The organism is Microcoleus sp. AT8-A3 (assembly GCF_036705675.1).
GTDB lineage: Bacteria > Cyanobacteriota > Cyanobacteriia > Cyanobacteriales > Microcoleaceae > Microcoleus.
On the sequence record NZ_JAUBVD010000028.1, the window covers coordinates 36106 to 50221 of the forward strand.

Annotated in this window: 7 protein-coding genes; all 7 read left to right on the forward strand. The window is 50.9% G+C overall.

The features are described from left to right. The first annotated feature begins 827 nt into the window (after nucleotides 1–827). The 7 genes from rpsT (at nucleotide 828) to QUB51_RS17370 (ending at nucleotide 13828) form a co-directional block, all read left to right on the forward strand. On the forward strand, nucleotides 828–1133 hold the full coding sequence (gene rpsT / locus QUB51_RS17340; protein ID WP_333262486.1) for a 30S ribosomal protein S20: 306 nt from the start codon (nucleotides 828–830) through the stop codon (nucleotides 1131–1133). 294 nt (nucleotides 1134–1427) lie between these two features. Further along, nucleotides 1428–2207, forward strand: coding sequence for a TatD family hydrolase (locus QUB51_RS17345; protein WP_333262489.1), 780 nt, complete (start codon nucleotides 1428–1430; stop codon nucleotides 2205–2207). Further along, the gene (locus QUB51_RS17350) at nucleotides 2176–2358 is read left to right on the forward strand and encodes a hypothetical protein (RefSeq protein ID WP_333054818.1); all 183 of its coding nucleotides are present in this window, start codon (nucleotides 2176–2178) and stop codon (nucleotides 2356–2358) included. The genes QUB51_RS17345 and QUB51_RS17350 overlap by 32 nt, the downstream gene beginning before the upstream one ends. Before the next feature lie 452 nt (nucleotides 2359–2810). Continuing rightward, entirely contained in the window at nucleotides 2811–6197 is a 3387-nt protein-coding gene (rpoB, locus tag QUB51_RS17355) for a DNA-directed RNA polymerase subunit beta (protein WP_333054817.1), read from the forward strand. Nucleotides 6198–6359: 162 nt separating this feature from the next. Next, entirely contained in the window at nucleotides 6360–7448 is a 1089-nt protein-coding gene (locus QUB51_RS17360) for an HNH endonuclease (RefSeq protein ID WP_333054816.1), read from the forward strand. Between the two features lie 83 nt (nucleotides 7449–7531). Beyond that, entirely contained in the window at nucleotides 7532–9406 is a 1875-nt protein-coding gene (locus QUB51_RS17365; RefSeq protein ID WP_333054814.1) for a DNA-directed RNA polymerase subunit gamma, read from the forward strand. Between the two features lie 291 nt (nucleotides 9407–9697). Beyond that, a complete protein-coding gene (locus QUB51_RS17370) occupies nucleotides 9698–13828 on the forward strand; it encodes a DNA-directed RNA polymerase subunit beta'' (protein ID WP_333208268.1) in 4131 nt (1376 codons plus the stop codon). Nucleotides 13829–14116: the final 288 nt, after the last annotated feature.

The window sequence follows — 14116 nt, forward strand, 5'->3', positions numbered from 1 at the left end:
TTTTGTGGCTATCTCCTGCTGAAGTAGGCCACCACCAGTCCACAAGCTTAAACCGCGAGACTCGCGGCATTTTCAAAGGCTTCAGTGCAGCGTTTAAATCTCTGTCGAGGATTTTGCAACACCGAGGACAAGTCACAACCTTTCTGAGGAATTGTGCGCCAGAGAACCGGGTGCTGCGGGAGAGGGTTCGATATCAGACGGGGAGAGTGTCCGAGCCCGAGTGTGTGAGGGGGAGAGTGTGCAAGCGGGAGAATGTTGATTCTGCCTTCTACCTTCTACCTTCTACTCAGGCTACCTTCTACCTTCTACCTTCTGCCTTCTGCCTTCTACCTGCGGTAAGTGCTTCTTGCCGAAGCCCCAATAACCCGTACTCTTTGTTATAGCTTAACTTGGATTTTTCAGGGAATCACATTCTTTGCAGAATAGATGCTATATTAGTTTTTCCAACACCTGATAATTTTTTTATAAAAACGCCAAATTATTGTATAATGGAAAGTTGGGCGCCAGAAACCGTGAATTTAACAGGTGACGGTGGAAACCACGCAAGAGGCATCCGTAACATCCGTGTCATACCTTTGGGTATAGTCAGGGGCAAAAAATGGGCCGTTAAATAAGTCAATAAAAAATTATTGCGCGGGCGATCGCCAAAAAATAGCCACAGACTCAGATTGCTCTGAGCGAGTGGAAAGTGGCTGTCTGACTCAGCCTTTTAAAATCAAGCTTTTTGCGGATCGCTCCCGAAAAGGTTGTCCTTCAAAATCCCCGTGTCTTGAGACTGTCTTGAGACTAGGGTGTATCAATGAATACCTACTTCCAGCAACAGAACTATGGCAAATATTAAGTCCGCCGTCAAACGAGTCAAAATCGCCGAACGTAACCGCTTGTACAACAAATCTTACAAGTCAGCGGTCAAAACTTTGATGAAGAAGTATTTTGCGGCCGTTGACAAATACGCCGCAGCTCCGAGCCCTGAATTAATGCAAGAAGTCCAGCAGCGAATGTCTGAGGCCTACAGCAAAATCGACAAAGCAGTCAAAAAAGGTGTACTCCACCGCAACAACGGCGCTCGCAAAAAGTCCCGCTTGGCAAGAACTCTCAAGCCACACGAAGTATCATCATCGGTAGCATCTTAAGACAGTAAGAGAGAAGGAACAAAGGCAACGAATTGTGTACGGGATGGGACGGATTTAAGGGATGGATGTTGAGGGAAGAAGTCAAGCGTGAAGTTCGGAAACGGATTGTGTACGGGATTTAACGGAGGGATACTGAGGGAAAAAGGAACAGGAAAGATTTTTCCCACTCGCACCCTCCCCCCTCTCCCACTCTCCCACTTCCTCCCAGTCTCCCAGTCTCCTACTCTCGGTTTTTCGACCCCTGATACCTCACCGACAGGGATTCTCCCGTATCACCTCTAATCTGCTTCCCCCATGCAGCTCATCGACACTCACGTTCATATCAACTTTGAGACCTACAAATCTGAGTTAGAAGCCATTCGAGAACGCTGGCGCGAAGCTGGTGTAGTTCGGCTGGTTCATTCTTGTGTAGAGCCAGAAGAGTTTGCCGGCATTCAAGCAATCGCCAATCAGTTCGCAGAAGTCTCGTTTGCGGTGGGACTCCACCCCTTAGATGCCGACAAGTGGAAAGATGAGACTGCGATCCAGATTAGGGAATTAGCGAATTCGGACTCTAGGGTAGTGGCGATCGGCGAAACCGGACTGGACTTTTATAAAGCTGACGATCGAGAACACCAGTTTAAAGTGTTTGAGGCACAGCTTGAAATCGCCCAGGAACTTGACAAACCAGTCATTATCCACTGTCGCGACGCCGCAGCCCCAATGGCCGAAATGCTGAGGAACTTTTGGCAAACACGCGGGCCCGTGCGCGGGGTCATGCACTGCTGGGGAGGCACACCCGAAGAAACCCAGTGGTTTTTAGACCTAGGTTTCTACATTAGTTTTAGCGGAACAGTCACCTTTAAAAAAGCCTTGCAAATACAAGAATCAGCTTGTATGGTAAATAGCGATCGCATCCTAGTCGAGACAGATTGCCCTTTTCTCGCCCCCGTACCCCAGCGGGGAAAACGCAACGAACCAGCCTATGTCTACTACGTAGCCGAGCAAGTTGCTAAATTGAGAGGAGTTTCTCTCTTAACTTTGTCCCAGCAGACAACCGAAAATGCCTGTCAGCTATTCGGCTTTTCTGTTTAGTTATAGCAGAGCACAGAAAGGAGAAAAACAGGTTGATTTAGGAGCCAGCGATCGGGATAATCCCATTTCTATCCTGCCAGAAAAACCGGATTCATCCTTTATTGGAGATTCTTTTGGCGTTGCCTGTTGCGATCGGATTTGCGTCCTATAATAAAAAGAACCGACCGATCGGGCGTTGGCTTAGTATCCGATCCTGCGAGGTCGCCCAGGAACTACCAACACAACGCGAGTACGCTAAACTTCGGGATCGGTCAAAACTTCAGGCAATACCTCAAACTTACACACTCAAACTTACACATCAGAAGAAACTTGGAACCTCAGCAATTTGGCAATAGCTGTCAAGTCAATTTTAGGAGTCAAAAGTGTAGGGAATTCACCCCGGGATACCACGAGATCAGAGCTAAAAGCATCTCGATCGAAACTAAAATCCGCACAAAAATACTGCGAGCCCCAAGCAATAATAACCGTTGCAGCAGTTGGCAGGCGATCGAAAACATCATATAAATTCTCTCACACAATCCATCAAAAAAACGCAACAAGGTAAAAAAAACCCAGCCTTGGCGCCATGTAAAAAGCTAGAGCCACTGCGGAAAAAGGACACCCATGACCACTAAAGATTACACAGAATTCGCCTTCACCTTGCCCGATTTGATCGAAATCCAGCGGGCAAGTTTTCGCTGGTTTCTAGAAGCCGGGCTGATCGAAGAACTCGACAGCTTCTCCCCGATTACAGACTACACGGGCAAGCTGGAACTCCACTTCATGGGCAAAGACTTCAAACTCAAGCGCCCCAAATATGATGTGGACGAAGCCAAGCGCCGGGACAGCACCTACTCGGTGCAAATGTACGTCCCCACCCGCCTGATTAACAAAGAAACAGGGGAAATCAAAGAACAAGAAGTCTTCATCGGCGATTTACCCTTGATGACCGAGCGCGGCACATTCATCATCAACGGCGCGGAACGGGTGATTGTCAACCAAATCGTGCGTTCCCCCGGCGTGTACTACAAATCGGAAACCGACAAAAACGGTCGGCGTTCCTATAACGCCTCGCTCATCCCTAACCGGGGCGCGTGGCTCAAGTTCGAGACAGACAAAAACGATTTAGTCTGGGTCAGAATCGACAAAACCCGCAAACTATCGGCTCAGGTGCTGCTCAAAGCCCTCGGACTTACAGACGGCGAAATCTACGACTCACTCCGCCACCCGGAATACTTCCAAAAAACGATCGAGAAAGAAGGACAATTCGGCGAAGAAGAAGCTTTGATGGAGCTCTATCGCAAACTCCGTCCAGGCGAACCCCCCACCGTGGCGGGCGGCGAACAGCTCCTCAACTCGCGCTTTTTCGACCCCAAACGCTACGATTTGGGCCGAGTCGGCCGCTACAAACTCAACAAAAAATTGCGATTGACAGTCCCCGATACCACGCGGGTGCTGACATCGCAAGATATCTTGACCGCGATCGACTACTTAATTAACCTCGAATTCGACATCGGTTCCACCGACGACATCGACCACTTAGGCAACCGTCGCGTCCGCAGTGTCGGAGAACTGCTGCAAAACCAAGTCCGAGTCGGCCTCAACCGCTTAGAACGGATCATCCGCGAAAGAATGACAGTCTCGGATGCCGACTCCCTCAGCCCCGCCTCTCTGGTAAACCCCAAACCGCTGGTAGCAGCAATCAAGGAATTCTTCGGTTCCTCCCAGCTATCGCAGTTCATGGATCAAACCAACCCTCTGGCAGAACTGACGCACAAACGTCGGCTTTCCGCCTTGGGCCCTGGAGGTCTGACTCGCGAACGCGCCGGGTTTGCAGTACGGGACATTCACCCGTCCCACTACGGCCGGATTTGCCCGATCGAAACACCAGAAGGCCCCAACGCCGGTCTGATCGGTTCCTTAGCAACCCACGCCCGCGTCAACCCCTACGGCTTCATCGAAACTCCTTTTTATCCAGTAGAAAAAGGACGGGTGCTGCGCGACAAAGCCCCTGTTTACATGACAGCCGACGAAGAAGACGATTTGCGCGTCGCCCCCGGAGACATCAGCCTCGACGAAAACAACAACCTCTTGGGCGAAACCGTAGCCGTCCGCTACCGCCAAGAGTTTACTACCACCACTCCCATGCAGGTGGACTACATGGCGATTTCGCCCGTGCAAATCGTCTCCGTCGCGACATCGCTGATTCCGTTCTTGGAACACGACGACGCCAACCGAGCTCTGATGGGATCGAATATGCAGCGGCAAGCTGTGCCGCTACTGAAACCAGAACGGCCCCTCGTCGGTACGGGCTTGGAAGCTCAGGCGGCGCGAGATTCGGGGATGGTTGTGGTTTCCCGGATCGACGGCGAGGTGATATACATCGACGCTACCCGGATTATTGTCAAACCCCTGGCTGTAGATGCCGAATCGAATTCCAGCGAAGAACATTTCCTGATTAAGGAATACGACGATCTCAAAGTCAAACAGCCCTCGGTTTGGAAGCAAAAATATGCTGGCTGCATCGAACACGAACTGCAAAAATATCAGCGTTCTAACCAGGATACTTGTTTAAACCAGCGTCCGCTGATTTATGAGGGCGATCGAGTCGTAGCAGGTCAAGTGCTCGCCGACGGTTCCTCCACCGAGGGGGCAGAACTCGCTCTGGGTCACAACATCCTCGTAGCTTATATGCCCTGGGAAGGCTACAACTACGAAGACGCGATGCTAATTAGCGAGCGTTTGGTGTACGAAGATGTCTACACTTCGATCCACATTGAAAAATACGAAATCGAAGCCCGTCAAACCAAACTCGGCCCCGAAGAAATCACCCGCGAAATTCCTAACGTCGGCGAAGACGCGCTGCGCCAGCTAGACGAACAGGGGATTATCCGCAAAGGTGCCTGGGTAGAAGCCAGCGACATCCTAGTCGGCAAAGTCACCCCCAAAGGCGAATCCGACCAACCGCCGGAAGAAAAACTGCTGAGGGCAATCTTCGGCGAAAAAGCCCGCGACGTGCGCGACAATTCCCTCCGCGTCCCTAACGGCGAAAAAGGCCGCGTGGTGGACGTGCGGGTGTTTACCCGCGAACAGGGCGACGAACTGCCCCCCGGCGCCAACATGGTCGTCCGCGTCTACGTGGCTCAAAAGCGGAAGATTCAAGTCGGCGACAAAATGGCCGGCCGCCACGGGAATAAGGGTATTGTGTCCCGGATTTTGCCGATGGAGGATATGCCCTACTTACCCGACGGGACTCCGGTTGACATAGTGCTCAATCCCTTGGGCGTACCGTCGCGGATGAACGTGGGTCAGATTTTTGAGTGCTTGCTGGGATGGGCCGGCGAAAATCTGTCGATGCGGTTCAAAATGGTGCCTTTTGATGAAATGCACGGCGCTGAAAAGTCTCGCGAAACCGTACACGGCAAGCTACAGGAGGCACGCGAAAAAACCGGCAAGCCTTGGGTGTTCAACGAAAAGCACCCCGGCAAGACTATTGTCTACGATGGCCGAACTGGGGAACCGTTCGATCGCCCGATCACAGTCGGCATCGCTTATATGCTGAAGCTGGTTCACTTGGTAGACGATAAGATCCACGCCCGTAGCACAGGCCCTTACTCGCTGGTAACGCAGCAGCCTTTGGGCGGCAAAGCGCAGCAGGGGGGTCAGCGGTTCGGAGAAATGGAAGTCTGGGCTCTGGAAGCGTTCGGCGCCGCTTATACTTTGCAAGAGTTGCTGACTGTCAAGTCGGACGATATGCAGGGGCGGAATGAAGCGCTGAATGCGATCGTCAAAGGCAAAGCTATCCCGCGCCCCGGTACGCCGGAATCTTTCAAGGTGCTGATGCGGGAGTTGCAGTCTTTGTGCTTGGATATTGCTGTGCACAAGGTGAATACGTCCGACGAGGGCAGCGAGCACGTTGAGGTGGATTTGATGGCAGATGCTGGGGGCAAGCGATCGCCCTCCCGGCCTACTTACGAATCGCTTTCTCGTGACGAACTTGACGAGGATTAGGGATTTTAGATTTTAGATTTTAGATTTTAGATTGAAGAATTGTTTGACAGCATTCAATCTTACATCTCACATCTAAAATCGAGAAGTCCCAATTAAAATGCCTCAGCAGTGGTACGAACACTGGTGAGGCGAATCAACGCTCTTAAGAGGAGAGACGCTGACATGACTATTGTAACAGTTGTCCCAGGAATAGAAGGAGAATTTGACCGGGCGACAGGCTGTATTAACTGGCAAGGGAGCAAGTTTGGCAACGGTTACGGGCGCAAGTGGCTCGATGGCAAAACGGTATTAGTCCACCGATTAGTCCTCGAATCAAAAATAGCAGGATTCCTTGGTTCCGGTTATTTTGCTTGCCACACCTGCGACAATCGAAGCTGCATCAACCCAGCACATCTCGTAGCGGGAACTGCGGCTGAAAATACCGGGCAGATGATGGGGCGCGATCGCAAAACTCCCAGACGCAAAAGTATTCCCGGTATTGGCATATTGTCGATCGCACAACTACGGGAAATTCAGACTAAATATTTATCTGGAACCATCAAGAACCACCTAGCAAAAGAGTATGGAGTACAACATGAAACTATTATTAAGATACTTCAGACAAATATTCCCGATAACTTCACTACAGTTTCACCCAATTTTTTAGGAGAAATTCAAGACAGCGGCTGCATCATTTTCTCAGGTGGAAAGGATGGTCAAGGTTATGGCAGATACTGGAAAAATGGGAAATTAAAATCAGTTACCCGTGCTGTTTTAGCCGAGAAATTAGGATATGAACTTCCGACTTCGATGGATGCTTGTCATACCTGCGACAATCCCAGTTGCATCAATCCAGAACACCTTTGGGCTGGTACTCGCACTCAAAATTTGTTAGATGCTTCTAAGAAAGGACGCACTCAAGGCAAAAGTCATCCTCTTTCCAATGCCAAATTAGATTGGGAAAAGGTGCGAGAAATTCGACAAAAGCTAGCAGCAGGAGAGAGGATGAAGGATGTAGCACAGGAATACAGTGTCGGCCGCAAAACCATACACGATATTAAATATCACGTCACTTGGAAGGAAGCAGGTCAACAGGTTCCACTTCCTCGCATGGGTGGACATCTCGATCGCAAATTTACTTTTGCTCAAGCTCTTGAAATCAGAGAACGAATTCAAGCCGGAGAATCCATTGCTAAAATTGCTCAGGAATTTGAGGTGTCCAGAAATGTCATTTCTGATATCAAAAGGAATGTCACATATAGAGGAGAATAAAATTGATTTAAGCCGCAAAACAAGCAAACAAAAAAGATAAATTACCACAAATAATCGACTGTAAATCATCAATTGGAGTCAAAATGGCTAAGATAGAACAACGCTTTGATTACGTCAAGATAGGGTTAGCTTCACCAGAAAGAATTCGACAGTGGGGAGAGAGAACTTTACCCAACGGTCAGATAACCGGCGAGGTGACAAAACCCGAAACAATTAATTATAGGACATTAAAACCTGAAATGGATGGCTTGTTTTGCGAGCGCATTTTTGGGCCTGCCAAAGATTGGGAATGTCATTGTGGGAAGTACAAACGAGTTCGCCATAGAGGCATTGTTTGCGAAAGATGCGGTGTTGAAGTCACTGAATCTCGCGTCCGCCGCCATCGCATGGGCTTTATCAAATTAGCAGCTCCAGTCGCTCACGTTTGGTATCTCAAAGGCATCCCGAGTTACATGGCAATTCTGTTAGATATGCCGCTGCGAGATGTCGAACAAATCGTGTATTTCAATGCCTACGTTGTCCTCAATGCAGGTAATGCAGAGAAGCTGCAATACAAGCAATTGCTTACAGAAGATGCTTGGCTGGAAATAGAAGACGAACTTTACAGCGAAGATTCCACACTCACAGGTGTAGAAGTAGGGATTGGTGCTGAAGCTTTGCAAGTTTTGCTGCAAAATATTCCGCTAGAAAGTGAAGCGGAAAAGTTGCGGGAAGATATTGCTAATGCTAAAGGTCAAAAACGGGCGAAGTTAATTAAACGCTTGCGAGTGATTGACAACTTCATCGCTACGGGTTCTCAACCCGATTGGATGGTGCTCAATGTGATTCCGGTGATTCCCCCGGACTTGCGGCCGATGGTGCAGTTAGACGGCGGGCGTTTTGCAACGAGTGACCTCAACGACCTTTATCGGAGAGTCATCAACCGCAATAACCGCTTGGCGAGACTGCAAGAAATTCTGGCGCCGGAGATTATCATCCGCAACGAAAAGCGGATGCTACAAGAAGCTGTGGATGCGCTGATTGACAACGGTCGCCGGGGCCGGACTGTGGTGGGCGCAAACAACCGCCCGCTGAAGTCGCTGTCGGACATCATTGAAGGGAAACAAGGGCGCTTCCGGCAAAACTTGCTCGGGAAACGAGTTGATTACTCCGGGCGTTCGGTGATTGTGGTGGGGCCGAAACTGAAGATTCATCAGTGCGGTTTGCCGAGGGAAATGGCGATCGAACTTTTCCAGCCTTTCGTCATCCACCGCTTGATCCGCCAAGGATTGGTCAACAACATCAAAGCTGCCAAAAAACTGATCCAGCGCAACGATCCCAGCGTTTGGGACGTGCTTCAGGAGGTGATTGAAGGACACCCGGTCATGCTAAACCGGGCGCCGACCCTCCACCGTTTGGGGATTCAAGCCTTTGAGCCGATTTTGGTGGACGGGAGGGCAATTCAGCTTCACCCGCTAGTCTGTCCGGCTTTTAACGCTGACTTTGACGGCGACCAAATGGCCGTGCACGTGCCTTTGTCTTTGGAATCTCAGGCGGAAGCGCGCTTGCTGATGCTGGCTTCTAACAACATCATGTCGCCGGCAACCGGAAGACCGATCGTTACTCCTTCTCAAGATATGGTGCTCGGTTGCTATTACTTAACAGCCGAAAATCCTGACGCTCAAAAAGGAGCCGGTCACTATTTCTCCAACCTTACCGACGCGGTTGTAGCTTACGAACAAGGAGTCGTTGACTTGCACTCCTATGTGTGGGTGAGGTTTCAAGGCGCTATCGAAAACATAGAACCTGAAGGAGAACCACTGAAGGTAGAACGCTCTACCGACGGTATCGTGACGAAAGAATACAAGTTCCGCCGAGTTCGGGAAGACGGAGACGGCAAGGTGCTCAATCAGTTCATTCGCACTACTCCGGGCCGGATTATTTATCACCAAACTATTGAGTCGGTGATAAATAATTAGGAGGTAATGGGTAAGGGGTGGTGGGTAATTACTAATAAGTAATCGCTAATAAATAATGGTGATTTAAGTTAGGAAATTTACCCATTACTGCTTACTAATTACTAATCAATACGGTTGGGTTAATGTTGGGTGGGTGAAATGTTGGGTGGGTGAAATGTTGGGTGGGTGAAATGTCGGGTTTCGTTCCTCAACCCAACCTACTTACTACTGCCCTCTGCCTCGCAGCAAGAGAGCCTCCTGCGTCAATATTCCAATTACCAATTACTACTACTACTACTACTACTCAGAAAAATGACAGAAAATAAGGAAATTGTTTTTCGCAATCGAGTTGTTGACAAAGGTCAGCTCAAAAAATTAATCTCTTGGTCTTTCATGCACTACGGAACGGCCCGTACAGCGCAAATGGCAGATAAACTCAAAGACTTGGGTTTCCGCTTTGCGACACGGGCCGGAGTTTCGATTAGCGTAGATGACTTGCAGGTGCCACCGTCGAAACGATCGCTCCTAGATGCAGCCGAAGAAGAAATCCGCATCACCGAACAAAAATACACCAGAGGCGAAATCACCGAAGTAGAACGGTTCCAAAAAGTAATCGACACCTGGAACAGCACCTCAGAAGACCTCAAAGACGAAGTAGTCAAAAACTTCCGAGCCACAGACCCCCTAAACTCCGTCTACATGATGGCCTTCTCCGGGGCGCGGGGAAACATTTCTCAAGTGCGGCAGTTGGTGGGAATGCGCGGATTGATGGCAGACCCGCAGGGGGAAATTATTGACTTGCCAATTAAAACCAACTTCCGCGAAGGACTCACCGTCACCGAATACATTATTTCTTCCTACGGCGCGCGCAAAGGCTTAGTAGATACAGCCTTGCGGACAGCAGACTCTGGCTATCTTACTCGCCGTTTGGTGGATGTGTCCCAGGATGTAATTGTGCGCGAAGTAGACTGCGGCACCCAGCGGGGAATTCGAGTCCGGCCGATGACGGACGGAGCAACAGTGCTGATTCCCCTCAAGGACAGGCTGCTAGGGCGCGTGTTGGCGAGGGATGCGGTGCACCCCAAAACCGGGGAAATCGTGACTTACGGCAGCGAAAAAGCCGTCCGAAATCAGCCAATTACCGATGAGTTGGCCACAGAAATTGGTAAAGCTGGGGTGGCAGAAGTGTATTTACGATCGCCCCTGACTTGTGAATCAACCAGATCGGTTTGTCAGCACTGCTATGGCTGGAGTCTAGCCCACTTGAAAATGGTGGACATGGGAGAAGCGATCGGGATTATTGCGGCTCAGTCGATCGGGGAACCGGGAACCCAGCTCACCATGCGTACCTTCCACACCGGCGGCGTATTCACCGGAGAAGTCGCCAAACAAGAACGCGCCCCTACAAGCGGCGTAGTGAAATTCAAGAACCTGCGTACTCGCTCCTTCCGCACCAGACACGGCGAAGAAGCACTGGTAGCCGAAAACAACGGCAAACTCGTATTTGAAGGCGACGGATTTGAAGAAGGAAAATCCGGTGCCAAAAATCAAAAACTGAAAATCGAATTGGCGATCGTCCAGGGTTCTACTCTGATGGTCAAAGACGGACAGCGCGCCATTCCCGGTCAAGTTTTGGCAGAAGTGCCGATCGTCGGTCGCGCCGCCCGCAAAACTACGGAAAAAGTGACTACAGACGTAGCTTCCGACTTAGCCGGAGAAGCCAAATTTGCTGATTTGGTGCCAGAAGAAAAAACCGACCGCCAAGGGAACACAACCCGCACAGCCAGCAAAGGCGGGCTGATTTGGATTCTCTCAGGAGAAGTCTACAACTTACCCCCCGGCGCCGAACCAGCAGTGAAAAATGGCGATCGCATTCCAGCAGAAAGCGTGATTGCCGAAACTAAACTCGTCTCCGAACACGGTGGCGTAGTCCGCATCGCTGACCCCAGAGAAATCGAAATTATCACCGCCCAAGTCCTGCTCGACCAAGCAGTCGTGCGGGCCGAAAGTGCAGGCGGCCGCGACCACTACACGATCGAAACATCTTCCAAACAGCGGTTTTCCCTCAAGACAGCCCCAGGAAGCAAAGTCATCAACGGAGAAGTCGTCGCCGAACTGCTCGACGACAGCTACCGCACAGCTACAGGAGGCATCGTCAAGTACGGCGGAGTCGAAGTCCACAAGCGCGGCAAAGCTAAACTTGGCTACGAAGTCGTGAAGGGGGGGACTCTGCTCTGGATACCGGAAGAGTGCCACGAGGTCAATAAGGATATTTCTCTACTGCTGGTGGAAGATGGCCAGTACGTAGAGGCCGGTACAGAAGTCGTTAAGGATATTTTCTGCCAAACCAGCGGGGCAGTGGAAATCACTCAGAAAAATGACATCCTCCGGGAAATTGTGATCAAGCCGGGGACGCTCCATGTAGTTGACCGCCCGCCGCTAACTTTCGGGGAAGGTCAAATCGTCAACGCCGGTCAAGAGATTTCCCCAGGCTTGATTGCCGAAGAGTTGGGCTATGCCGAGTATATCGAAACTCCCGAAGGCCCGGCTTTGCTGCTGCGGCCGGTGGTGGAGTTCCCGGTGCCGGATAAGCCACCAGTGCCTTCTCAGACGGCGCTGAATGAGTCGATCTCTTTGAAAGCAGTGCAGCGACTCCCTTATAAGGATGGGGAGCGCGTCAAATCTGTCGAGGGATTGGAACTGCTGCGGACTCAGCTTATTTTGGAAATTGGTTCGGGAGCTCCGCAACTGGCGGCGGATATCGAGCTGCTGCCGGATGAGGACGATGCTATGGCTTTTGGAGCCGACGGTTCGGGCCCGGCTTGGGGTTCGCCTGAAGACGTTAGTGCGTCGCAAGAGTTGGCCATGGCTGTGGCTGATGGGGGCGATCGAGTTTCCAAGACTTTCCGCTTGCAGCTAGTCATTTTGGAATCGCTAGTAATTCGGCGGGATGTGTCTGCTGATCCGACTCAGGGCAGCACTCACACGCGGCTGTTGGTGGAGGATGGGCAGTCGATCGCGCCCGGGGCAGTAGTCGCCCGCACAGAGATTCTCTGCAAAGAAGCGGGTATCGTGCGGGGCATCCGTGAGGGCCAGGGCGAACCAGTGCGCCGACTGTTGGTGATGCGAGATGCGGATTCTATTTCCATCTCTGTCGCCAGCACGCCGGATGTAAGTCCGGGTCAACTGCTGGTAGCTGGTACCGAAATAGCTCCAGGCGTCGTTCTCGAAGAATCCGGCCAAGTTGTGAAGGTTGTCCCTGCCTCAGAGACAGAACCGGCCAAACTCTTGCTCAGAATAGCTCGTCCTTACCGAGTTTCCGCCGGTGCCGTGCTGCACGTAGACGACGGCGACTTGGTGCAGCGGGGTGACAACTTGGTGATTCTGGTGTTTGAGCGGGCAAAGACTGGGGATATCATCCAAGGTTTGCCACGGATTGAGGAACTTCTGGAAGGACGGAAGCCCAAGGAAGCCTGTATTTTAGCCAAGCGGCCGGGGACGGCTCGCGTGGTTACGGATGACGACGTTGTGGAACTTGCGGTGATTGAGGATGATGGCCGGATTGAGGAGTATCCTTTGTTGCCCGGTCAAAACCCGATCGTTTCCGACGGACAGCGCGTAGGCGTCGCCGAAGCTTTGACCGATGGGCCTGCTAACCCCCACGAAATTCTGGAGGTGTTCTTCCACGTGCTTAAGGAGCGGCAGTCTACTTTTGAGGCGGCTTTGGAGAGTTTCCAACAGGTGCAGACGTTTTTGGTGAATGAGGTGCAGTCGGTTTATCAGTCTCAGGGCGTGGATATTTCCGACAAGCACATTGAGGTAATCGTCCGCCAGATGACCAACAAAGTCAGGATGGAGGATGGTGGCGATACTACCATGCTCCCCGGCGAGTTGGTGGAGTTGCGGCAGGTTGAGCAGGTGAATGAGGCGATGTCAATTACTGGTGGAGCACCGGCGGATTATACTCCGGTGTTGCTGGGGATTACTAAGGCTTCGCTGAATACTGATAGCTTTATTTCCGCTGCTTCGTTCCAGGAGACTACGCGGGTGTTGACTGAGGCTGCGATCGAGGGTAAATCCGACTGGCTGCGGGGCCTGAAGGAAAATGTGATTATCGGCCGCCTGATTCCTGCGGGTACTGGGTTCAATGCCTATGAGGATGCTGGGGTGCAGGATGCGGGTTTTGATGGTGCTGTTTTTGATGACGATATCCACGATTTGCAGGAGGATGTGGTGCTTGACGATCGCACTGCGCGTCGTGCTTATACGATCGAGAGCGGTTATGAGATTGGGCGTCCGTCCGATCTTGAGCCTGATGAGGATTTTGAGGAAGTTGAGGTTGATGAGGACGATTTTGTCGCTGAGACTGAGGATGATGCTTTGGGCTCGGATGTTGATGATGAGGATGATATTGGTTTTGATTTTGATGAGGATGAGGATTAATCGCAGTTTTGAGGCTGCATGAAGTGAGTGAATGGTGTTGCGATCGCTGAGGATAATTTGGTTCCACGGGCGCCGCACACTTCGATTTCATGACTTGAAAAATCTCAAATTATCCTCACTAATTAACAGTCCGAACTCATAGCATTGTGCGATGAGACATCCAAAGGAAGAAGGAAGAAGAAAGATTCAGAGTTTAAACAAACTTTGTAAATAAGAGAGTTTTAATTGTTTGTTGGTTTAAACAAACAATTCTTTCTTCCTTCTTCCTTTTTCCTTTTTCCTTCTTAT

What these genes read in the sequence shown, in the direction of transcription:
- rpoB (WP_333054817.1), top strand. Translation starts at nt 2,811, where the DNA reads ATGACCACTAAAGATTACACAGAATTCGCCTTCACCTTGCCCGATTTG.
- QUB51_RS17350 (WP_333054818.1), top strand. Translation starts at nt 2,176, where the DNA reads ATGCCTGTCAGCTATTCGGCTTTTCTGTTTAGTTATAGCAGAGCACAG.
- rpsT (WP_333262486.1), top strand. Translation starts at nt 828, where the DNA reads ATGGCAAATATTAAGTCCGCCGTCAAACGAGTCAAAATCGCCGAACGT.
- QUB51_RS17345 (WP_333262489.1), top strand. Translation starts at nt 1,428, where the DNA reads ATGCAGCTCATCGACACTCACGTTCATATCAACTTTGAGACCTACAAA.
- QUB51_RS17365 (WP_333054814.1), top strand. Translation starts at nt 7,532, where the DNA reads ATGGCTAAGATAGAACAACGCTTTGATTACGTCAAGATAGGGTTAGCT.
- QUB51_RS17360 (WP_333054816.1), top strand. Translation starts at nt 6,360, where the DNA reads ATGACTATTGTAACAGTTGTCCCAGGAATAGAAGGAGAATTTGACCGG.
- QUB51_RS17370 (WP_333208268.1), top strand. Translation starts at nt 9,698, where the DNA reads ATGACAGAAAATAAGGAAATTGTTTTTCGCAATCGAGTTGTTGACAAA.